The organism is Nitrosospira sp. Nsp14, assembly GCF_900113575.1.
GTDB lineage: Bacteria > Pseudomonadota > Gammaproteobacteria > Burkholderiales > Nitrosomonadaceae > Nitrosospira.
Genome location: NZ_FOPV01000003.1, coordinates 30,229 through 53,026 on the forward strand (window position 1 = coordinate 30,229; position 22,798 = coordinate 53,026).

Here is a 22,798-nt window from a genome sequence, read left to right on the forward strand (position 1 = left end):
AGAGTCCTCGGGGAGTCGATCCCTCGGGCTTGAGAATTATGGCTCATCGGGGTCGGTATCTTCTACCGCCTCACCTACCTTCGGGTGGTCACCCGATGCGGACACTTCGTCCCAGCTCCTCATTCCTGCAATTTTCGGGGTGGAACAAACGACATCAGCGTTTTGAGCGCGATGGCGCAGGGCATGATCGATCAGTACCAGCGCCAGCATTGCTTCAGCAATGGGCGTGGCGCGAATGCCCACGCAGGGATCGTGTCTGCCATGCGTCTCCACTACCACCGGCAGACCAGCCTTATCTATTGAGCGCCTCCCCAGCCGGATGCTGGAAGTCGGTTTGACCGCAATATTCACAACAATATCCTGCCCGGTAGAAATTCCACCCAGTATGCCGCCCGCATTGTTGCTGACGAATCCCTCGGGGGTCATTTCGTCGGAGTGCTCGGTCCCTCTCTGGCCAACAGCCGCGAATCCGGCGCCTATTTCCACGCCTTTTACCGCATTGATACTCATCATCGCGTACGCAATTTCCGCGTCCAGCCGATCATACACCGGCTCACCCCAGCCCACCGGCACGCCTTCCGCGATCACGCAGATCTTCGCGCCTACCGAGTCGCCAGATTTTCGCAGCGTGTCCATGAATGCTTCCAGGCTGGAGACCATATCGGGGTCAGCGGCAAAAAACGGATTGTGATTAACTGCGTCCCACTGTTTGAACCGAACCTGCACGGGTCCGAGCTGCGCCATATAGCCGCGTATAACCACACCGTATTTCGCACGCAGCCATTTCCTGGCGATGGCGGCTGCCGCCACCCGGACGGCCGTCTCGCGCGCGGAAGAGCGCCCTCCGCCCCGATAATCCCGGATGCCATATTTCTGCCAGTAGACATAATCCGCATGTCCGGGCCGAAACGTATCCATGATTTTAGTGTAATCCTTGCTGCGCTGATCTTCGTTACGGATCAGCAGCGCAATGGGGGTTCCCGTAGTCTTCCCCTCGAACACGCCGGAAAGAATTTCCACCGTATCGGACTCGCGCCGCTGGGTCACGTACCGGGAAGTACCCGGCTTGCGCCGGTCCAGATCGCGTTGGATATCTTCCGTTGACAATTCCAACCCGGGGGGACAGCCATCGACGACACAGCCGATAGCGGGACCATGGGATTCGCCAAAGGACGTCACGCAAAAAATCTTGCCGAAAGTATTGCCGGACATTTTTGTTGTTCTCGCAAAAACAAGCATCGAAGTTTAACATATCTCGCTTAGTCCACTATTTTGGCTGCATGCCGACGAAAGCCGATGGAAGAACTTGACCCTGATAAATTAAAAGGTCCCGGCGGGTTGACCTTGCGCCAGATCCACCAGCAGGTAAAACTCAGTACCGCTCGCGACGACGTGGATCGGACACAGAACAGCTCCGCCCCAACAGTGGGGTGGTGGCGGCGATTTGTGCGCTCCATCCGCAATACAAAGGTAAAGTCATGAGGGCCGTGCTGATGAATGCGGCGGGCGGTCCGGAGGTGTTGGAGGCCGCCGACATCGCCACGCCGGCCTTGACTGACTCGTCCAGCGCGCTGGTGAAGCTGCACGCGGCGGGGGTGAATCCCATAGACGTAAAAGTGCGCAAACACAATATGTACTACCCGGATAAATTGCCCTCAATTCTCGGGTGTGATGGGGCGGGGGTCGTGGAAGCGGTTGGCGATTCAGTGACGCGGGTGCGCCCAGGGGATGAAGTCTATTTCTTCAACAATGGCTTAGGCGGACAACCCGGTACCTATGCCGAGTACGCCGTGGTGCCGGAAGAGTATCTGGCACTTAAACCAAGGAACCTTTCCATGCTTGAAGCCGCGGCCTTGCCAGTGCCGGTGCTAACGGCGTGGGAAGCACTGGTGAATCGTGGACACCTGCAGGAAGGAGAGCCGACGCTGATCCATGCAGGCGCGGGAGGTGTCGGCCACATTGCGATCCAGCTTGCGCAATACTTGAATGCGCCTGTCGCCACGACCATTTCAAGTCCTGAAAAGGCCCGGTTTGTGCAAGCGCTCGGGGCGGAACTTGCAATCGACTACACCCGACAAGACTTCGTTGACGCCACCAGGAATTGGACGGATGGGGAGGGCGTGAGATTGGTGATGGATACGGTTGGGGGTGAAACGTTTTGCAAGTCATTTGCCGCGACCCGGCATTATGGGCGAGTCGTGACACTGCTCTCAACAGCATGCGAGATAAGCCACATCAATATTGCGCGGCTACGCAACCTTAGCATCGGTTATGTGCAGGTAGCCGCTCCGCTCTATTTCGGGCTGCAATCTGCCCGCCTCGCACAAACACGCCTACTTGAACGCTGCGCGACCTTGTTCGAGCAAGGCGCGCTCAAGGTTCACATAAGCCATGTCCTGCCGCTCGAAAAAGCAGCCGACGCGCACCGCCTGATTGAAGCCGGCCATACCAGGGGCAAGATCGTGCTGGAGATCCCGTAGCAAGGGGAACAGTGAATACACGGGTCTCACTCGAACGTCCCCCTCACCGAACTGTTTACAGCCGCTGCAACATCTCGACCCCCCACGCCACCCCAAACCCGGTGACATCGGTGCCCACGGCTCCCAATCCACCTTTATTATTGCTGCCGGAAAGATCCATATGGAGCCAGGGCGTCTCCCCCACGAACCGGCCAAGGAAGCGAGCTGCGAGGATATGATCCGCTTCGCCGTCCAGGGTACACTGCTTGACGTCGGCGATCTTGCTCTCCAAGTCCGTCTCGTAATCGGCATCCATGGGGAATGCGCAGATCCGCTCGCCACTTGATTGCCCGGCGGCGAGGGCCTTTTCCGATAGATCCTCCCGGTTGCTGAAAATGCCGCTGTAACGTGATCCGAGCGCCACATGCATGCTCCCAGTCAATGTGGAGAAATCAAATATCACATCAGGTTTCTGTTTCGCTGCCAGCGTTAGTGCGTCCGCCAGCACCAGCCGTCCTTCGGCATCGGTATGGACGATCTCGATTGTCGTGCCATTCAGAGCCGTTATCACGTCATTCTGTTTATAGGCGGTTGGGCTGATGTGATTCTGGGCGATGGCCAGCCAGCAATCGATATTTACCGGCAGCCTGGCGCGGGTCGCGGCCAGCAATAAACCTACAGCGACGGCGGAACCATTCATGTCCTCGTGCATACCCTGCATGTATCGAGCGGGCTTCAGGTTGTGCCCCCCGGTATCAAAACAGATGCCTTTACCCACTAGGGCGACCATGTTGCGCGGGTTTTCTACTCGTCGCTGCAAATGCACTATCGCGGCATCCTCCTGGGCGCTGCCTTGCGCAACCGCGACAAAGGCGCCCGCGCCCATCTCGCGCAGCTTTCTTAGATCGAACTCTTCATATTCCCAGTGTTCGGCCTCCGCCAACTGCTTGAGACGCTCGCGATAAAGCGCTGGAGTCAGCTCGTTAGCGGGAAGCACTGTAAGTTCGCGTACAAGCAAATTCCCCTCAGCTTTTGCATGCTGCAATTGGAAATCGTTTGCTCCACTGTATCCATGCAGAGTGATCTTTTCGAGTGGTTGCTTGTGCGTGTCTTTTTTACCGGTTTTTCGGGAAGGCAAGGGCGGGCCGTTGACCCATGCCACGTAGATCGCAAGTTGCGCCAGAACCGCCCTCTCCTGCTCATTACCATAGACCGCAACGTTTATCTCAGCCGGGCTTTCCTCCATCAGCAACTGCACTGCTTTTCGCATCAGGGTTTGCTGTTCAAACGAAGATTTGCCAAGCTCCACCGCCACCCAAACATATAATGTGCCGCTCTCTGAATTGGCGGAGACCGGCGTTTCCCCGATCTGGTCAAGTTCCATCTTGCGCCGCGACAAGAGCGCTTCCAGCACGCTTCTACCCAAAAAATCGGGCTTGCTCTGCGGAGTGTCCGTTACTTTACTCGTTGCTGCAACCTGCTGAGGCAGCACAACGAGCACGTGAGACCCCTTTATGGGAGGGCTGATCGATGAAGCGAATTGCGTTAGCGAGGCGAGCATTGGAGACCGACCTTAAAGACTGGAAATACGTTATTATACCTTGTTGACCGCAAGCCGGACTGACTCGGCTTTGCTCCTCTGCCATGCGCCAATATCTTGACCTTATGCGACACGTGCTGAACCACGGACACAAAAAGTCCGATCGCACCGGCACCGGCACGCTCTCGGTATTTGGTCACCAGATGCGTTTCGACCTGTCGGAGGGTTTCCCCTTGGTCACCACCAAGAAATGCCATCTGAAATCCATTATCCATGAGCTGTTATGGTTTTTACGGGGCGATACCAACGTCAAGTACCTGCACGATAACGGGGTGACCATCTGGGACGAGTGGGCCGACGAGAACGGAGATCTGGGTCCCATCTACGGTCGTCAGTTACGGTACTGGCCTGCCCCGGATGGGGCTTCGATTGACCAGATGTCGCGTGTAGTCGAGCAGATCAGAAACACGCCTGATTCGAGGCGCATGGTCGTTTCTTCCTGGAACGTAGGTGAACTGGACCAGATGAAACTGTCGCCTTGTCATGCGCTGTTCCAGTTCTACGTGGCCGACGGCAAGCTGTCGTGCCAGCTTTATCAGCGCAGCGCCGATATATTTCTCGGTGTTCCGTTCAACATCGCATCCTACGCGTTGCTTACCCTCATGGTCGCGCAAAGCTGCAATCTGAAGCCTGGAGATTTCGTGCACACTCTCGGTGATGCCCACCTCTACCTCAACCATCTGACGCAGGCGCGGGAACAATTAAGTCGTGAACCGAAAAAGCTGCCAGTGATGAAATTGAATCCGGCCGTTCGCAGTATTTTCGATTTCGGGTATGAGGATTTCGTGCTGGAAGGCTATGACCCATACCCTGCCATCAAGGCTCCGGTTGCGGTATGAAATCGCGCGTCTCCGCACTGGTGGCGATGGCAAGGAATCGCGTCATCGGTCGTAACAACGCGTTACCGTGGCATTTGCCGCCGGATCTGAAACGCTTCAAGTCGCTCACGATGGGGCACCCCATCATTATGGGGCGCAAAACATACGAATCCATCGGGCGGCCGCTGCCCGGGCGTACCTGTATCATAGTCACGCATCGAGCCGGTTATGAGGTGCCTGGTGCCGTCGTAGTTGATTCGCTGGCTGAAGCGTTGCGAGCAGCCGATGCCAAAGCCCAGGAATCTTTTAGCAACGGTTCAATAGCAGTTAGGGAAGTTTTCGTTATTGGCGGCGCCGATGTCTTTCCTCAGGCTTTGCCATTATGCGACAGGATTTATCTTACTGAGATTCAGGCCGATTTCGAGGGCGATGCACTGTTCCCAGAATTTGATCGTGACGAATGGGTTGAAACGTCGCGCGAGAGATGTCGATGGGACGGTGAAGGGGACGACGGGTTCGACTACCAGTTTGTGGTACTCGACCGGAAAAGCGACAAAAAAAACAGGGGCCCATCTGAGCCCCCGTTATTCTGAAGTTTACTGATTCGTCCGACGCTGTAACCCGCACCGAGGCTACAAAACGACTACATCCGGTAGAGGGAAGCCGTTGAAGTTGCTGGCGTAGGCGGTTGTGTACGCGCCCGCATTGGGAATATAGATAAAATCCCCCTCCTGAATATCTTCGGGCAGCATTTCGTCCCGCATTAGAATGTCTACTGAGTCACATGTGGGTCCTGCAATGGACCACGGAATATCCTGTGCCTTGCGGTCGGAAAGAATTTCATAGCGTAGCCCTTCCGTCACCTCAATCACGCCACCAAACATGCCCGCGTCCCAATACATCCAGCGTTTGCCATTGCGAGTTGCGGTCCCCACCACCCGGCAAACAAAATAGGCAGCATCAGAAACCAGATAACGCCCGGGCTCGGCCATAATGCGGATATTCTTGGGCAAGTCGGCGATAGCGGCGTTCACAATATCTCCTATCACTTCTATCGACGGTATTGGCTTGACGTGGCGCACCGGATAACCGCCGCCGATATTGAGCAAGCGCGGACTCAACCCGGCCTGGCGCATGTCGGCAAAAACTTTCTTCGCCCGTTCGATTCCTACTCGCCAGTTCTGCGGATTGCGGCACTGCGAACCCACATGGAAAGTTACCCCGGCGAGGTCAGCCTTAATCGCTGCCGCCTCATTTATGATCTCCTTGATTTCCGCCGCGTGGGTGCCGAACTTTCCCGCCAAGGGCCAGTCGCTGCCGATGTTGGGCGTATCTATGCGTAAGTACAATTTTGCGTCCGCCTTGACGCTGGCAATCTTGCGAAGCTCCTCGACACTATCAAGCACATACCACTCCACGCCCTTGGCGGCTGCATACTCAAGGTAGGCACGCGACTTCATCGGATTACTGTAATAAATGTCCGCGGCAGAAACACCCAGCTCAAGCAGGAGGTCCAGTTCGGAGATCGACGCGATCTCAAATCCCACGCCTTCTTCGATCATGGTTCTGAGTACGCGAGGATCGGGATTGGCCTTGACCGCATAATGCGGCTGCACCTGCGGCATGGCGGCTTTGAAGCGGCGGGCCTTATTACGGATGATGTCGCTGTCAACTAGCAGAAACGGTCTGCTGTAGCCCTTTTCAAGAGCTGCCTGAACATGTTTGAAATCCAGGCTGATTTCGGGATGGGTATCGAATACTTCTTCGAGCTCTACTTCCTGGCGCAGAGCGGCGGTACGCATTTGCATGAGAGTGTCCTTTTGCGAGGCTACGTGACGGGAATATGGATGTTTACCAGATCAGCCGAAATTAAATAGTTTGCTTTGCTTGTCATGATGACCTCCTGTTGTTCAACTGAAATGCCGGGTAAAAAATTAAGTGCGGATTATAGACCCCACTGTGTTGAAATCAAGCGTTTTTTGCACGGTGTTAAAAATTTACAACTCCTCCGCATTGTGCGCTGGTTCCGGGGAAATATGGACGCCGCCGCGCTGTCGCCTTCCCCAAATAAACGATCACGCCAAGGGAAGATATTAGGGTAAAAAAAGCAAAAACAACCACAAATTGTGGGTATTTTCCGTAACAGGAAGACTTACTTGCGTCGGACTGGGGGGCCGAACAATACAGAGTGGGGACTGGAAGCTTAGGGGCAGCGAAGAAAATGAATTTTAATTCATCCCTCAATGCAGCGCTGGCGGGCAGAAACCGGCTTCCAGTCAGGACGAGAACGACGGCATCAAGAAAGATTAGATCTTTGGCAGGGTTACTCCATGCTGCCCTTGGTATTTCCCGCCACGATCCTTGTAGGAGATTTCGCACACTTCGTCCGACTCAAAGAAAATCACCTGGGCCACGCCTTCGTTGGCATATATTTTTGCCGGCAACGGCGTGGTATTGGAAAACTCCAGCGTTACATACCCCTCCCACTCCGGCTCAAAGGGCGTGACATTAACGATGATTCCACAGCGGGCATAAGTGGATTTTCCCAGGCAGATGGTCAGGATATTTCGCGGAATGCGAAAATACTCCACAGTGCGCGCAAGCGCGAAGGAATTAGGTGGGATGAGACACACATCGCCCTTCACATCTACAAATGAGTTTGAGTCGAAATTCTTGGGGTCCACAATTGCGGAGTTTATATTCGTGAACAGCTTGAATTCGTCCGAGCAGCGGATATCGTAGCCGTAGCTCGACGTCCCATACGACACGATCTTGTTGCCGTTGGCGTACCTGATCTGGCTGGATTCGAAGGGCTCGATCATGCGATGTTCGGTCGCCATGCGGCGAATCCATTTATCGGACTTAATGGTCATATTTAATAGAAGGACGTAGGAAACGTTATCGGGCCGATTTCTCTTGGCGCATCACACTGTGTTACATGGTGCCTTGACACGCTGACAGGAAGCGCCAGTGATAATGGCGGCTTCCTGTGCAGGTGCGGTATATCGAGAGTTCAAGTGTCCTCAATTACGATCTTTGCCAGCAGCGCCGAATGGTCGAGTGCGATTTCATCGACTTTGACCGCCACGCGGCGTGCGATCGCGCGATAAATCTCTGCAATGCGCCCGTACGGCTCAGCCACCACGGTTGGAGTGCCAGAGTCGGTATGCTCACGGATCCTAATGTCCAGCGGTAATCCTCCCAGGAACTCGACATCGTAATCCTTGCACATCTTCTCTCCGCCCCCGACACCAAAAATATGTTCCTCGTGCCCACATTGGGAACAGACGTGAGTACTCATGTTTTCAACAATACCAAGTATCGGAATCCCGACCTTCTGGAACATCCTGAGACCCTTGCGCGCGTCAAGCAAGGCGATATCCTGAGGTGTGGTGATGATAACGGCACCGGTAACCGGCACCTTCTGCGCGAGTGTCAGTTGGATGTCCCCCGTACCAGGCGGCATATCAACGACAAGGTAATCCACGTCATCCCAACGCGTATCAGTCAATAGCTGCTGCAAAGCCTGTGTAACCATCGGCCCCCGCCATACCATCGGCGTTTCCACGTCAATCAGAAAACCGATGGACATGGCCTGAAGGCCATGCGCCGTCATCGGCAGCATGCTCTTGCCGTCCGGCGATTCGGGACGCCCCGTGAGGCCCAGCATCTGCGGCTGAGACGGACCATAAATGTCCGCGTCCAACAGGCCGACGCGTGCACCCTCCGCAACCAGCGCCAACGCCAGATTTACCGCAGTGGCGGACTTCCCGACCCCACCCTTGCCTGACGCAACTGCTATTATGTTCTTCACGCCGGGTATGAGCTTTACCCCGCGCTGCACGCTATGAGGAACGATTTTGCTGGTGATGTTGACCTGCACCCCGCCAATACCCGGTATGCTTTTGAGCTTGTCGATCACCTGCTGCTGGATGGTCGCTATCACGCTTTTTGCCGGGTATCCGAGCACGATGTCCAGCGATAGATCGTTGCCGTCGATGTTGATGTTGCGTGCTTCATTGCTGGTTACATAATCCCGGCCGGTGCTAAGATCAGTAATCTCCTCAAGGGCAGACTTTACTTGCTGTTCGGTGATAGCCACTTTTTGCACTCTCCTTATCTGCGGGCACAAACAACCCGGGATATTAACAAATATCGTGCACAAGAGTCTTGCAAGGTGACACTTTCGAGGGAATTTGTGGCAAGGCATCTGGGCAACCTCGCCGCGTCCCTTACCTGATCTATGCCCAATGAGTTTACAGTTGCACGCATCGCAATAAGCCGGCTCCCCGGCCGCCAGTCGAACCGGGGGAGGCGGATGTGGCCGCGCAACAACGCCCGCTGCAACGGAGCGCGTGTTCAAATGACCGCCGCACCACAGTTTGCTACAATCCACGCTGGTCCATTTCCATAGGCAATTGATGAACAAGCGAAAAATTCTGATTACCTCCGCCTTGCCGTATGCTAACGGCAGCATTCATCTTGGCCATCTGGTGGAGTACGTTCAGACCGACATCTGGGTACGCTTCCAGAAAATGCAGGGACACGAAGTATATTACGTATGTGCCGACGACACGCACGGCACCCCCATCATGCTGCGCGCGGAAAAAGAAGGCATCACGCCTGAAGCCCTGATTGAGCGGGTCCATGGCGAACATCTACGCGATTTCAGCGGTTTTCATGTCGAATTCGACAATTATTACACCACTCACTCGCCCGAAACCCGCCAGTATTCCGAGGAAATTTATAGGAAGCTCCAGTCCGCCGGACTGATCGTCGTTCGCGCCATCGAGCAGCTCTACGATCCCATCAAGCATATGTTCCTGCCGGATCGCTTCATAAAAGGCGAGTGCCCGAAATGCGGCGCAAAAGATCAATACGGCGATAACTGCGAAGCATGTGGCGCGGCCTATACCCCAACCGACTTAAGGAATCCCTATTCCGCGGTATCGGGCGCGGCTCCGGTGAAAAAAACCACGGAGCATTTCTTTTTCAAACTCTCGGATCCGCGCTGCGTGGACTTTCTGCGCGAATGGACAACCTCGGGGACGCTGCAACCGGAGGCCGCCAATAAAATGCACGAGTGGCTGGGTGCGCCAGGAGAAAATAAATTGGCAGACTGGGACATTTCTCGTGACGCGCCCTACTTCGGATTTGAAATTCCGGATGTGCCCGGGAAATATTTTTACGTCTGGCTGGATGCGCCGGTGGGCTATATCGGCAGCTTCAAAAACCTTTGTGACCGTCGGGACATCGACTTCGATAATTTCTGGAAGACGGGTACGGCTACCGAGCTTTATCACTTCATCGGGAAAGATATACTTTATTTTCATGCGCTGTTTTGGCCAGCCATGCTGCACTATGCGGATTACCGCACGCCCACCCGAGTTTTTGCCCACGGTTTTCTAACCGTGAATGGCGAAAAAATGAGCAAATCGCGTGGCACATTCATTACGGCGGGGAGTTATCTCGACAAAGGGCTTGACCCCGAATGGCTCCGCTACTACTACGCGACCAAGCTGAATGGCACCATGGAGGATGTCGACCTCAACCTGGAAGATTTCCTGATGCGGGTGAATAGCGACTTGGTGGGAAAATACATCAACATTGCGAGCCGGTGCGCCGGATTCATCACCAGACACTTCGACGGCAGGCTGTGCGATCGGATTTGCGGCCCAAACGGGAATTCATATTTGCCCTTGAATGATGCCTGGGTGGATGGCTGCGCCCTAATCAAGAAGCTGCAGGATGCCGCCGCCCAAATCGCGGGCCTCTACGAGAAACGCGAGTATTTAAAGGCGGCTAAAGCAATCATGGGACTGGCTGACGAAGCAAACCAGTACGTCAACGACATGAGACCGTGGGAGCTCGTAAAACAGGAAGAGGAAGCGTCAAAAACGAGGCTGCATGAGGTTTGCACAATCGCACTCAATCTGTTTCGTCTGTTGACCCTATATCTCAAGCCTGTCCTGCCGCGACTCGCCAACAACGTTGAAACGTTTCTTGATATTCCCCCCTTGCAATGGCGCGATGCGGAGACGTTGCTGCTGGGTCATGGCATTCGTCCTTACAAACACCTGATGACGCGCATCGAGCAAAAACAGATTGATGCCATGATCGAAGCCAACAAGCAAGCCCCCGCCCCCACAGCAGACGCGCACTCCCCTGCGCGCCATGCCGAGGCACAACAACATCTGGGAGCGACACTCGGGGCAACCATATCGATCGACGATTTCAGCAAAGTCGACCTGAGGGTAGCGAAAATTGTCAATGCCGAGCATGTACAAGGCGCTGACAAGCTGCTGAAGCTCACGCTCGACATCGGCTCGGAACAGCGTACGGTGTTCGCGGGAATAAAATCAGCCTATGATCCGGAGCAGCTCAGGGGACGCCTGACGGTAATGGTTGCCAACCTTGCGCCCCGCAAGATGAAGTTTGGCGTATCGGAGGGAATGGTGCTGGCCGCGGGCGACGGTGATGGACCTTATCTGCTTGCCCCCGATGCGGGCGCGCGTCCGGGGATGAAAATCAAATAAGCTGAGCCTGGAGCACGTCGGACGCGTACCCCTCCTGCTGACTCTGGCAGCCCCATATGTTCAGGCATTTGCCGTGGTGATTCATGCAATCTTCAGCCACTCAGGTAGAAGTCGCCGCCCGTTCAGGCAGCTCCAGCTTGAGTGGTCCACTGCCTGAAAACCGATTCAGGTAAAGATAGATCACCGGCGTAATAAACAGGGTAATTACCTGCGAGAATAAAAGTCCCCCGACCACGGCAAGACCCAGGGGCTGGCGCAGCTCGGCACCTGCTCCCAGGCCCAGCGCGATAGGCAGCGCACCCATCAACGCAGCCAGCGTAGTCATCATGATCGGGCGGAAGCGTAGCAGGCAGGCGGTCCTGATCGCTTCTTGCGGCGGCAAGGCACCGTTGCGTTCTGCGTCCAGTGCGAAATCGATCATCATGATCGCATTCTTCTTGACGATACCGATCAGCATCAGGATACCGATCATGGCGATAATCGATAGTTCCATATTGAACAACCATAACACAGCCAATGCCCCCGCCGCGGCCGACGGCAGGCCCGAGAGAATGGTCAGCGGATGAATATAGCTCTCGTACAGCACGCCCAGCAATATGTAGATAACAAGCAGCGCTGCGATGATAAGTACGAATTGGCTCGCCTGCGAAGACTGAAAGGCCGCGGCATCTCCCGCATAGTTTGTCAGTATGCTCTCAGGCAAGTTCAACTCGCGTTTGAACTGTTCTATACGTGTCGAAGCCTCACCCAGGGCTGCCCCCGGGGCGAGATTGAAAGAGATCGTCACCGCCTCGAGCTGTCCCGCGTGATTGATCGCAATCGGTCCCACCTCGCGTTCGACCGATGCGACGCTTGATAACGGCACCAGTGCGCCGTTCTTCGCGCGCAAATATATCTTGTCAAACGCGCGCTCATCTGCCCGGTCTGCGGGCGTGACCTGGAGGATAACCTGATAGCTGTCACTGGAAGTGTAGATGGTAGAGACCTGGCGTTCGCCAAACGCGCTATAGAGCGCGGAACGGATGTCAGCCATTTGCACACCCAACAGATTGACCTTGTCCCGATTGATGTTTAACCGCGCCTGCAGACCTTTCAATTGCGAGTCGCTTGTCACATCACGAAAGACGGCATCTTCCCGCATGCGCGACATCAGCGCGTCTGCGGCGCCGCGCAACTCTTCGGCCCGTACGCTCCGCATGACATATTGATATCGGCTCTTGCTGGTGCGGCCCCCCAACCTCAGATTCTGGATGGGGTTGATGAAAACGTTTACCCCTGGGACTTTACGCACGTCCCGACGCAGGTCTTCCATTATTTTATCCAGCGGGGGCCGCTCGCCGCGCGGCTTGAGCGTCATGAATAGCCGGGCGCTGTTGCTTTCCGTGGCGTTAACAATCAGCGTGTCGACCGCGGGATTGGACCGGATCACTTGGTCCGTGCGCTGCAACAGCTCCGCCATGGCAGGAAAGGAAATATCCTCGACTGCTTCCACGGTTATCAGTGCCTGACCGATGTCCTCGCTCGGAAAAAAACCTTTCGGCAAAAGCACGAACAGCACGCCGGTCGCAATGAAGGTTCCCACCGCAATTCCCATGACCGTTCGCCTATGGTGCAACGCCCAGTCCAGCATACGTTCGTAGCCCGCCAGAACCCATGTAAAGCCGTGCTCAAACCATGCCGTCCACTTCAGGCTGAGCGCCTCCGTTTCCTGTCCCGTTGCCTTTGGGCGGAGGTAACGGCTCGTCATAACCGGCACCAATGTAAGCGATACCACCGCCGACATCAGCACCGCGATGCCTACCACCGCAGCAAATTCATGAAAGAGCAGTCCAATTACGCCGGGCATGAAAAAAATCGGGATAAAGACCGCAACCAGCGAGAGCGAAATGGAGATAATGGTAAAACTGACCTCTCGCGAACCTTGCAAGGCTGCCTGTAGCGGCGAAAGCCCTTCATCGATATGACGCACGATATTCTCGAGCATGACGATAGCGTCGTCGACCACGAGCCCTACTGCAAGGGTAATCGCCAGCAAGGAAATGTTGTCCAGGCTGTAGCCGAGAACGCGCATCAGCGCCACAGTTCCAAGCAACGAGATCGGGAGCGACAGCGCCGGGATCAATGTCGCGGAAGCTTTGCGCAGAAACAGAAAAATCACCAGCAATACCAACACAATGGTTATCGCGAGCGTTACCTGGACATCATGAATCGCCTCGCGTATCGAGACGGAACGATCACTCGTCAACTTGAGCTGCACAGATGAAGGCATCTGGGCAACCAGTACCGGTATGACAGTCTTGATCGCATCCACCGTCGCGACGGTATTGGCGCCGGGCTGGCGCTGCACAGAGAGTGTGATTGCCCGTTCGCCGTTCACCCAGCTTGCAGTCTTGATTGACTCCACGCTGTCCTCGACCTGCGCCACGTCCGACAGTCGGACCGGATTTCCGCTGTCAGATGTGGCGACAATCAGGTTCGCGAACGCGGCTGCATTGCTAAGCTGGCGATTGGCCTGGATAGTCAGCGTCTGCCGTGGTCCTTCCAGCGTGCCGATCGGTGTGTTGGCATTCGCGGTGCGCAGCGCGCTGGCGATATCATCAAGCGTCAAATTCCGCATTGCCAACACTTCCGGATTCGTCAGCACCCGAACCGCATACTTTTTCTGACCGTTTATTTGAACCTGTGCCACGCCCGGCAGTGTCGATAACGTCGGCGAAATGAGATCTTCGGCATAACTATTCAGGTCCGACAATGACATGGAAGGCGATGTCAAGGCAAGAAAGATAACGGGCGCGTCAGCGGGATTGATCTTGCGATAGGAAGGAGGCGTGGTCATTTCCACCGGCAACGCACGCTGCGCCCGGAGTAGCGCCGCTTGCACGTCTATGGATGCGCTGTCTATATCCCGATCCTGATCGAATTCCAGCGTGACTGAGGTATTGCCGAGGGTACTGGTAGAGCTGATTACCGACAATCCGGAAATAGTGGAAAACTGGCGTTCAAGTTGCGTTGCTACCGACGAGGCCATGGTTTCTGCGCTCGCGCCCGGCAACACAGCAGTAACCGAAATGGTGGGCGCGTCATAGCTCGGTAGCGCGGCGATGGGTAAATCATTGTAGGCGATGAAACCAGCCACGACTGCGGAGGCCGATAACAGAACTGTCATTACTGGCCGCCGGATACACAACTCGGAAATGTTCATTGCACTCGCCGCTGGAGATGCTGAATATAGTGGATATGCCGGATCTTACAGAATGGAATCGCTCATCCAGCCCGCGGCGCCAGACCCGGCCTGGCCTCCATTATGACACTGCCAGGCCGGAGATTCTGTGCGCCTTCCACGACTACGCGCATGCCTTGCATAATGCCTTCGCCGTTGATAACCGCAACGCCCTCCTGGATCAGGAGCACATTGACTGGAAGAGAATGCACCTGACTATTGTCGCCGACCACGTAAAGAAATTTCCTTTCCGGGCCATTTTGCACCGCCTGCACCGGAACACTAAGCGTGTCCTCAATGGTTCTGGGCACGAGCGTCACAGTGACGAACATGCCTGGCCAAAGACGGCTATCCGCATTCGGAAACTCTGCCTTGAGAAGAATGGTGCCGCTCGCCGTATCAACGACATTATCGATAAATATCAGCTTCCCCTTCCGCGTTTGTTTTTGCCCGGCGTTGAGCGCCACCTCAACGGGGACGTCACCGCTCGCCAGCGCCTGTTGCAGGGGTACGAACTCCCGTTCCGGTAAGGTAAAGCTGACATTGATGGGATCGATCTGGGTGATGTTTACCAAAGCATCATTCGGCTGCACCAAGCTCCCCTGATGCACCGTAATGGCGCCCGTGCGTCCGGCTATAGGTGCTTTGATCTCACTGAAGCCGCGAGCGATACGGTTCGCCTCCACGGTAGCCTGATCGACCGCAAGTTGCGCGCGCAGAGAATCTACCTGGTTCTGCGCGACATCCAGCGCCGCTTGCGAAATGAAGTGCTGCTCAAACAATTCACGCTGCCGGTCCAGGTTGCGCTCGGCATTTCTCAGTTCGGCACGGGATTTGGCCAATAGTCCCTCTGTGCGACTGACGTTGGCATCCTCGGTGCGGGCGTCAAGGGTAAACAGCTTCTCCCCGCTTTGAACGAATTGCCCTTCCCTGATATGTACGCTGCGAATCATCGCGCTTAGCTGCGGCCGCACCGCGACTGTCTGTTGCGCCGATACGGTTCCGTTTGCCGTAAGCCTGACGGGTACATCGCTGCGGGCAATCAGGGTGGTCACAACCTGGATTGCCTCGGGGATCTTTTTCCCGATATCGGTCGCGGCACTATGATTGCGCCAAACCCAAGCGCCCCCTGCGAGTGCGGCAAGCACGATGCCAGTCATGGTAAGGCGTAGGCTGCGCCGCATGCCCGGCACCGGCTTTATTCGAGAAATAGGTTCCATCGACCGGTCTTACCCATGTTAACGACTCATCCGACAACTCGCCCGCCAGCCAGCCGTATTCGCCATGCACAACGGCTGGAAATGGCCTCATCATGAGTCACCAGAACCAGGGTGGTACCGCGCTCGCGGTTCAGTTCGAACATGAGTTCTATGATCTGCGCACCCGTGGCCGAATCCAGGTTGCCGGTGGGTTCGTCGGCCAGCAGTAGTTGCGGTTGCGTAACAAACGCACGCGCAATGGCGACACGCTGTTGCTCACCGCCCGACAGTTGCCTGGGATAATGCTTAAGACGCATGCCAAGCCCCACCCGTTCAAGCAATTCCAGCGCAGCGCCATGGGCATCGCTGGCACCGATAAGCTCCAGCGGCAGCATGACGTTCTCGATTGCAGTCAACGCCGGCAACAACTGGAATGACTGGAATACGAAGCCGAGCACGCGCCCGCGCAATGCTGCGCGCGCATCCTCGTCCAAAGAGAAAATATCTTCTCCATCCAGATGAACCTTGCCGGCTGAAGGAGTATCTAAACCTGCCAGAAGCCCTAGCAGGGTTGACTTGCCCGAGCCCGATGCTCCTACCACGGCAACGGAGTCGCCCGCATTTATTTCCAGATTGATGTTGTCCAGAATTGTAAGCAGTTCATTACCCGTGCTCACTTGCTTGGTTAATCCTACTGCTTGCACAATGGGCCGCATCTCAACGTGATCTGCCATGAAAAAATTCCTGATAATCCTTCTCTCTTTTGTCTTAAGTGCAGCCGCCGTCAACTCGCACGCTACCGCTGCGCCGGGGACGGCAACCACTACGATTATGGTATTCGGCGACAGCCTGTCCGCTGGCTATGGCCTGCCGCAGGATGCGGGATGGGTCAGCCTGCTTAAGAGGCGACTGCAAACGCAATCGCAGGCATATCTGATCAATAACAGCGTCAGTGGCGAAACGGCGCACGGCGGGCGCAAACGCATCGAGCAAGCGCTCAAAACTTATCGCCCGGATATCGTCATCGTCGAACTCGGCGGTAATGATGGACTGAGAGGCGCCTCCATTGAGGCTATTCGAAACGATCTGGAAGCCATCATAGAAGCCTGCCTGCGAAACAAAGCAACTGTGCTGTTGGCTGGAATGCAATTGCCGCCCAATTATGGCATAACATACACGCAAAAGTTTCAGGATATATACCCTCAGCTGGCAAAACTCCATGGAGTGAGGCTGGTACCGTTTCTTTTGGATGGCTTTGGCGACAAGCGTGAGTTTTTTCAGGCCGACGGAATACATCCTAACGCCCAGGCGCAAGCAAAGATCGTGGAAAATGTCTGGAAAATTCTAAGAACAATGCTTGCGAGCGCTCCGAACAGGCTCCCCGCGGCACCGGTCGCTGCAAAATCGGGATGATTCACCAACAATCGACTAAACCGCATCAGCTAGCAGAAAAAAATGGAAACCTATAAACATATATTACTTGCGCTGGATTTTTCAGAGCCCGACAGTTACGTTATTCAAAAAGCAAGACACCTGGCCGAAATGTTTCGGGCAAGATTAAGCATTATCCATGTTCTTGACAATATCCCGATGCCCGACATGGCTTATGGAACGAAAATTCGACTGGATGAAAACTCCGGCGACGATCTGCTGGAAACTGAAAAATCAAAGTTGAAGCAAATTGGCGACGAGCTCGGGGTAGGCCCCGCCTGCCGATGGATGGTTTGGGGTGTACCTGGACCTGAAATTGTCCGGCTTGCGGAGGAGGAGGATATCGATCTGGTCATTGTCGGCTCCCACGGCCGTCATGGGCTTGCCTTGCTGCTGGGGTCAACGGCGAATAGCGTTCTGCATCACGCCAAATGTGATGTCATGGCAATCCGCCTGCCTGATGAAGTGACGAGCGATGAGCCGTTAGGAGAAATTGCAGCGCGCATGTCCGGCTAGCTTGGCGGCACAAATGGTGAGGTCCTACCGTCCCAGCTAACTTTCGCTACCAGAATTTCCACCACGGTTCGGCGTCCACGCCCGTCGAGTCGGCAAAAAACCGGCTCTCCGGGAAGTTCTTTTTCATCACACGCCCTGCGTCATCGCGCAAGTCGGTCATTCCCAGCGCATCGTAGGCTTTTATCATGATGAATAGCGCCTCTTCCGTGGCTGGTGTTTGAGGGTATTCTTTCAGCGCGTACTGAGCGCGATTGACGGCTGCAATATAACCCCCGCGCTTCATGTAATAGCGCGCCACCTGTACTTCATTCAGGGCCACCACATTAACCAGGTGCTTCATTCGTTGCACTGCGTCAGGCGTATATTTGCTCTTGGGAAAACGGGTAACCAGTTCCTTGAAATTTTCAAATGACTCCCGCGAAGCCTTGGGATCGCGTTCGCTCATGTCCTGATTGAGGATTTTTTCGGTTACGATCCCCATCAGCCCAAGATCGTCATTGAAATTCGCCAGACCCTTCAGGTAATACGCATAATCAACATTCGCGTGATTGGGATGCAGCTTGATAAAACGGTCCGCCGCGGCAATGGCCGAAGCCTGCTCGGCGTCTTTATAATACGCATAGGCAACCTCGAGTTGCGCCTGTTGTGCATAGCGTCCGTAGGGATACCGCGCTTCCAGTTGCTCGAACAGCTTGATCGCTCCGGCATAATTGCCTTCGTTCAATTCCGTTTTCGCCTCTGAATAGTATTTGCTGGCCGACCAGTTCTTGGAGTCCTCCACCTTCTTCGGCAGCAAACCGCAGGCTGACAGCAGCAATATCAAAAATAAAGTTACACTACGCCACATAATGTTGGTGTGAGAAGACCAGTTAGGACTTCCATTATAACGCAAGGCTCCATGGTATCTGAACCGCTTGAAACCATTATTGAAGTCACCATTCCCGCGGATTTCGCCGGGGTTCGGCTCGACCAGGCTCTGGCTCGGCTGCTGCCGGATTGGTCGCGCAGCCGCTTGCAAACGTGGATACGGGAAAAACGGATAAGCGTTGACGGAGCGGCAGCGATTCCCAAACAAAAGGTATGGAGTGGAGAAAAGGTCGAGGTAAGGCCCTCCGGCCATCCCGCCGAGGCTATGCATGCGCCCGAGCCGATTTCGCTCGATATTGTTTACGAAGATGATTCGCTCATCGTAATCAACAAACCTGCAGGGCTGGTGGTCCACCCAGGCAGCGGGAACTGGCAGGGCACCATGCTGAATGCCCTGCTGCATCACGCGGCTAAACTCAATACCGTTCCGCGTGCTGGTATCGTTCATCGCCTGGACAAGGATACCAGCGGGCTGCTGGTAGTGGCAAAAACGCTCGAAGCCCAGACCCACCTGGTGCGGCAACTGCAAAAACACACCGTCAACCGCGATTATCTGGCGCTCGTCCTGGGGAGCGTTTCGACGGGAGGATCGGTCGATGCCCCAGTGGGACGACATCCGGTTGAACGCACCAAAATGGCGGTTACTCCAGGTGGAAAACCGGCGCGCACTTTCTATCAAGTGCTGGAAAAGCTCCAAGGATGCACGCTGCTTGGATGCAGTCTGGAAACTGGCCGTACGCACCAGATTCGCGTGCACATGCACTCGATTGGACACCCGCTTTTGGGAGACCCCGTATATGGGGGCAAATCGGGAAGGAACATTCAGGACGCCACACGGCTGACAGGTTTTTGCAGGCAGGCCCTTCATGCGTACCGGCTCGAATTAACCCATCCGCAACATGGGGCGAGAATGGCGTGGCACGCGCCGTTACCCGACGATATGAAAAACCTCCTGCTGGCGCTAGGGCATCAGAATAGTAGCTCTGCGGCCTTTTCGATATGGACATGAGCGATTGCATTGTTCCCGATTGGCCAGCGCCGCGCAATGTCAAGGCACTATTTACCACGCGTAATGGCGGGACAGGTCGCTCAAGGTATGCCACCTTCAACCTGGGCGATCATGTAGGCGACGACCCGTTGACCGTGAAACAGAACCGCGCCTTGCTGCGGCGTCTTCTCCCCAACGAACCCTGCTGGCTGAAGCAGGTACACGGTACGGCTGCCTTCGGCATGGATGGGCATGGTTGCTCAACTCCACCGGATGCCGACGCCGTCTTCAGCGGGCAGCCGGGTAATGTATGCGCAGTGCTGGTCGCAGACTGCCTTCCCGTACTCTTATGCGACCGGGCTGGCACTATGGTTGCCGTGATTCACGCCGGCTGGCGTGGAATGGCCGCGGGTGTGATCGAACGCACGGTAGCAGCGATCGGCCCGAGCGCCACGCCGCTGATCGCATGGCTCGGCCCCGCAATCGGACCCAACCATTTCGAGGTCGGCAACGAAGTACGTCAAGCCTTTATTACCAATGACAGGCGGGCCGTCACCGCATTTGTTTCGCATGACGAGCGCAGCGGCAAATGGTTCGCCGATCTTTTTCTGCTGGCACGACTGCGATTGCTGAAAGCGGGCGTGAACGAAGTTTATGGCGGGGATGTATGCACGTTCAGCGACCCGGCAAGATTCTTTTCTTATCGCCGCGATGGCGCCACCGGACGAATGGCTGGACTGATCTGGCTAGCGGGTTGAAAAATAATCGGATCGCCGAGGCAGGACGAAAACCGGTCCTCTGATAAAAGTGATGCTTGATTGCTCTCGTCGCCTCCCGGCAAGAGCGTATAATCGCGCATTTTTCCCACCGCGCGCCTTAAATGTCCGTTCTCGCCTGGATCATTGTCACCAGCCTGCTTGGGGGCACGTTAAGCGTGCTGTTTGCCGCCGCCCTCACGCTCAACACGCGGGCTTCATGGGTACAGATGCTGATCTCGTACGCCATCGGCGCGCTCTTGGGGGCAGCATTCCTGAATGCATTACCCGAGGCGCTGGAGCTGTCTAAAAATCCGGCGCAAATGACCGGCACAGTTCTGTTCGGCATTCTGTTGTTTTTCATTCTGGAAAAGCTTGTGCTGTGGCGTCACTGCCACACCGAGGAGTGTGAAGCCCACGATGCCCTCCCGGGCGCGCCTCGGATGCGGGCAACGGGCCACGTCCAGCATGATCATGGACGCAGCGGGATGATGATCATGCTGGGCGACACATTTCATAACTTCGTGGACGGCATTCTTATCGCCGCCGCCTTCATGGTGGATGTACAGCTCGGGATTGTGACCGCTATTGCCATTATCGCCCATGAAATTCCGCAGGAAGCCGGCGACTTTCTGATTCTGCTCAATTCCGGCTATACTCGCCGGCAGGCGCTGCTCTTCAATCTAATATCCAGCGGAGCGATGCTGCTAGGGGGGCTGGCGGCATATTTCATGCTACAGGACATGAATCACCTCATCCCATCGCTGCTGGGCCTCGCCGCAGCCAGCATGATCTATGTCGCAATGTCCGATTTGATTCCTGGGCTGCACAAGCGTCCGGAAATCGGCGCTACCGTTCAACAGGTGGCGCTCATAACGCTCGGCATCAGCTCCATCTGGCTGGCGGGTAGCCTGTTTACTCACCCGGGATAAGACGTGGAGAACTTCGGGATTTTCACGTCAGCAGCATACGTTTTCTGCTGCCAAACCTTTCAGACTTGTTTATTCATCCAGATTATTCATTTCATCGCCAGCCAACATTCGTTATGTCATCTCCCAAGCAATCCGCTCCAAAAATAGGATTTGTCTCGCTCGGATGCCCCAAGGCCCTAGTTGACTCCGAACAAATCCTCACGCAACTCCGCGCCGAGGGATATGAAACCTCGTCAACCTACGAGGACGCCGACTTGGTAGTTGTCAACACGTGCGGTTTTATCGACAGCGCGGTAGAGGAATCGCTAGACGCCATTGGCGAGGCGCTGGCAGAAAATGGCAAGGTGATCGTCACCGGCTGCCTCGGCGCAAAAGAAGGCGGCGATGTGATCCGGCACGCGCATCCCCAGGTCCTGGCGGTGACCGGGCCACAGGCCTTGCCTGAAGTTATGGCGGCGGTGCACCTGCATCTGCCGCAACCGCACGACCCTTTCACGAGCCTGGTGCCACCCCAGGGAATACGGCTCACACCCAGGCACTACGCATATGTCAAGATCTCCGAGGGCTGCAATCACCGCTGCACCTTCTGCATCATCCCGTCCATGCGCGGTGATCTAGTCAGCCGTCCCGTCAACCAGATCATGCAAGAGGCTGAAAATCTGGTAAATGCCGGCGTGAAGGAGTTGTTGATCATTTCGCAAGACACCAGCGCTTATGGCGTGGACGTGAAATATCGCACGGGATTCTGGCAAGGCAAACCGCTGAAAACGCGTTTGACGGAGCTCGCGCGCGCTTTGGGGGAGCTGGGGGTATGGGTGCGGCTGCATTATGTTTACCCTTACCCGCATGTCGACGATGTGATCCCGCTCATGGCGGAGGGGAAGATTCTGCCGTATCTTGATGTACCGTTTCAGCATGCGAGTCCGCGCGTTCTGAAAGCCATGAAGCGCCCGGCAAGTTCTGAAAATAATCTGGCACGGATCGGGCGCTGGCGGGAGATATGCCCTGATATGACGCTGCGCAGCACCTTTATTGTAGGGTTTCCCGGAGAGACTGAAGCTGATTTTGAGCAGCTCTTGGAATTCCTTGAGGAGGCGAAACTGGATCGCGTCGGCTGCTTCGCCTACTCCGCGGTAGGTGGCGCAGCGGCCAATGGTCTGCCCGATCAGGTTCCGGAAGAAGTGAAACAGGAACGTCGCGCGCGGTTCATGGCGGTGCAGGAAAGAATAAGTGCCGCGCAACTTGTAAAAAAAGTTGGCAAACGCATGACCGTGCTCGTGGACGATGTACATACATCCAGGGCTGTCGCCCGCAGCCCCGCCGATGCCCCAGAAATCGACGGTCTCGTTTATATCGCAGGTGCAAAAAAAACGAAACCGGGGGACTTGGTGGAGGTGGAAATTGTCGGCTCTGATGAGCATGATCTCCACGCCAGACCGATACCACTAAAATACTGATGCGCGCATTCACAAGCGCT

General features: G+C 55.5%; 20 protein-coding genes. 11 read left to right on the forward strand and 9 right to left on the reverse strand.

What is annotated here, in order from left to right; genetic code table 11:
• Positions 1-36 precede the first annotated feature (36 nt).
• Positions 37-1,212, reverse strand: a complete 1,176-nt coding sequence (gene aroC / locus BM022_RS02555; RefSeq protein WP_091136886.1) for a chorismate synthase — start codon at positions 1,210-1,212, stop codon at positions 37-39.
• A gap of 84 nt (positions 1,213-1,296) precedes the next feature.
• Between aroC and BM022_RS02560 the strand changes: the two genes are divergently transcribed.
• Together BM022_RS02560 and BM022_RS02565 are read left to right on the forward strand one after the other, a co-directional pair.
• Positions 1,297-1,482, forward strand: a complete 186-nt coding sequence (locus tag BM022_RS02560) for a hypothetical protein (protein WP_091136618.1) — start codon at positions 1,297-1,299, stop codon at positions 1,480-1,482.
• The gene (locus BM022_RS02565) at positions 1,479-2,480 is read left to right on the forward strand and encodes a zinc-dependent alcohol dehydrogenase family protein (protein WP_091136619.1); all 1,002 of its coding nucleotides are present in this window, start codon (positions 1,479-1,481) and stop codon (positions 2,478-2,480) included. The genes BM022_RS02560 and BM022_RS02565 overlap by 4 nt, the downstream gene beginning before the upstream one ends.
• A gap of 55 nt (positions 2,481-2,535) precedes the next feature.
• On the opposite strand, the gene BM022_RS02570 is transcribed toward BM022_RS02565, so the two are convergent.
• Positions 2,536-4,020 (reverse strand): M17 family metallopeptidase, encoded by a 1,485-nt coding sequence (locus BM022_RS02570; RefSeq protein WP_091136621.1) that lies wholly within the window; start codon positions 4,018-4,020, stop codon positions 2,536-2,538.
• Positions 4,021-4,103: 83 nt separating this feature from the next.
• On the opposite strand from BM022_RS02570, the gene BM022_RS02575 reads away from it, so the two are divergent.
• The gene (locus BM022_RS02575; RefSeq protein WP_091136624.1) at positions 4,104-4,898 is read left to right on the forward strand and encodes a thymidylate synthase; all 795 of its coding nucleotides are present in this window, start codon (positions 4,104-4,106) and stop codon (positions 4,896-4,898) included.
• Positions 4,895-5,470, forward strand: a complete 576-nt coding sequence (locus BM022_RS02580) for a dihydrofolate reductase (protein WP_091136625.1) — start codon at positions 4,895-4,897, stop codon at positions 5,468-5,470. Before BM022_RS02575 ends, BM022_RS02580 begins: the two co-directional genes overlap by 4 nt.
• 39 nt (positions 5,471-5,509) lie before the next feature.
• Here the strand turns inward: BM022_RS02580 and BM022_RS02585 are convergent, their stop codons facing one another.
• The 3 genes from BM022_RS02585 to apbC form a co-directional block, all read right to left on the reverse strand.
• Positions 5,510-6,685, reverse strand: a complete 1,176-nt coding sequence (locus BM022_RS02585; RefSeq protein ID WP_091136628.1) for a type III PLP-dependent enzyme — start codon at positions 6,683-6,685, stop codon at positions 5,510-5,512.
• A gap of 498 nt (positions 6,686-7,183) precedes the next feature.
• Complete coding sequence (gene dcd, locus BM022_RS02590; protein ID WP_091136630.1) at positions 7,184-7,750, reverse strand: dCTP deaminase; 567 nt, start codon at positions 7,748-7,750, stop codon at positions 7,184-7,186.
• Positions 7,751-7,890: 140 nt separating this feature from the next.
• The gene (gene apbC / locus BM022_RS02595; protein ID WP_091136887.1) at positions 7,891-8,979 is read right to left on the reverse strand and encodes an iron-sulfur cluster carrier protein ApbC; all 1,089 of its coding nucleotides are present in this window, start codon (positions 8,977-8,979) and stop codon (positions 7,891-7,893) included.
• Positions 8,980-9,298: 319 nt separating this feature from the next.
• Here apbC and metG point away from each other — a divergent pair, with 319 nt between their 5' ends.
• Entirely contained in the window at positions 9,299-11,413 is a 2,115-nt protein-coding gene (gene metG / locus BM022_RS02600; protein ID WP_177191606.1) for a methionine--tRNA ligase, read from the forward strand.
• A 100-nt stretch (positions 11,414-11,513) separates the two neighbouring features.
• Here metG and BM022_RS02605 read toward each other — a convergent pair whose 3' ends face one another.
• The 3 genes from BM022_RS02605 to BM022_RS02615 all read right to left on the reverse strand — a co-directional run bounded on the left by BM022_RS02605 (position 11,514) and on the right by BM022_RS02615 (position 16,566).
• Entirely contained in the window at positions 11,514-14,615 is a 3,102-nt protein-coding gene (locus BM022_RS02605; RefSeq protein WP_091136632.1) for an efflux RND transporter permease subunit, read from the reverse strand.
• Positions 14,616-14,677: 62 nt separating this feature from the next.
• Positions 14,678-15,853, reverse strand: a complete 1,176-nt coding sequence (locus tag BM022_RS02610) for an efflux RND transporter periplasmic adaptor subunit (protein ID WP_091136634.1) — start codon at positions 15,851-15,853, stop codon at positions 14,678-14,680.
• A 26-nt stretch (positions 15,854-15,879) separates the two neighbouring features.
• Positions 15,880-16,566 (reverse strand): ABC transporter ATP-binding protein, encoded by a 687-nt coding sequence (locus BM022_RS02615; RefSeq protein ID WP_091136636.1) that lies wholly within the window; start codon positions 16,564-16,566, stop codon positions 15,880-15,882.
• On the opposite strand from BM022_RS02615, the gene BM022_RS02620 reads away from it, so the two are divergent.
• Together BM022_RS02620 and BM022_RS02625 are read left to right on the forward strand one after the other, a co-directional pair.
• A complete protein-coding gene (locus BM022_RS02620; RefSeq protein ID WP_091136639.1) occupies positions 16,565-17,245 on the forward strand; it encodes an arylesterase in 681 nt (226 codons plus the stop codon). The two genes, BM022_RS02615 and BM022_RS02620, sit on opposite strands and share 2 nt — an antisense overlap.
• Before the next feature lie 42 nt (positions 17,246-17,287).
• Positions 17,288-17,779: a universal stress protein gene (locus tag BM022_RS02625; protein ID WP_091136641.1), complete on the forward strand. Its 492-nt coding sequence runs from the start codon at positions 17,288-17,290 to the stop codon at positions 17,777-17,779.
• Positions 17,780-17,825: 46 nt separating this feature from the next.
• On the opposite strand, the gene BM022_RS02630 is transcribed toward BM022_RS02625, so the two are convergent.
• Positions 17,826-18,626, reverse strand: coding sequence for an outer membrane protein assembly factor BamD (locus BM022_RS02630; protein ID WP_091136643.1), 801 nt, complete (start codon positions 18,624-18,626; stop codon positions 17,826-17,828).
• Positions 18,627-18,677: 51 nt separating this feature from the next.
• Here BM022_RS02630 and rluD point away from each other — a divergent pair, with 51 nt between their 5' ends.
• From rluD to rimO, 4 genes are all read left to right on the forward strand, one after another.
• A complete protein-coding gene (rluD, locus tag BM022_RS02635; RefSeq protein WP_091136645.1) occupies positions 18,678-19,655 on the forward strand; it encodes a 23S rRNA pseudouridine(1911/1915/1917) synthase RluD in 978 nt (325 codons plus the stop codon).
• Positions 19,652-20,392 (forward strand): peptidoglycan editing factor PgeF, encoded by a 741-nt coding sequence (pgeF, locus tag BM022_RS02640; protein ID WP_091136890.1) that lies wholly within the window; start codon positions 19,652-19,654, stop codon positions 20,390-20,392. Before rluD ends, pgeF begins: the two co-directional genes overlap by 4 nt.
• Positions 20,393-20,514: 122 nt before the next feature.
• Positions 20,515-21,321 carry a ZIP family metal transporter gene (locus BM022_RS02645; protein WP_091136647.1) on the forward strand — a complete coding sequence of 269 codons (807 nt, stop codon included), beginning with the start codon at positions 20,515-20,517 and terminating at the stop codon, positions 21,319-21,321.
• Positions 21,322-21,434: 113 nt separating this feature from the next.
• Positions 21,435-22,778: a 30S ribosomal protein S12 methylthiotransferase RimO gene (gene rimO / locus BM022_RS02650; protein WP_091136649.1), complete on the forward strand. Its 1,344-nt coding sequence runs from the start codon at positions 21,435-21,437 to the stop codon at positions 22,776-22,778.
• Positions 22,779-22,798 lie beyond the last annotated feature (20 nt).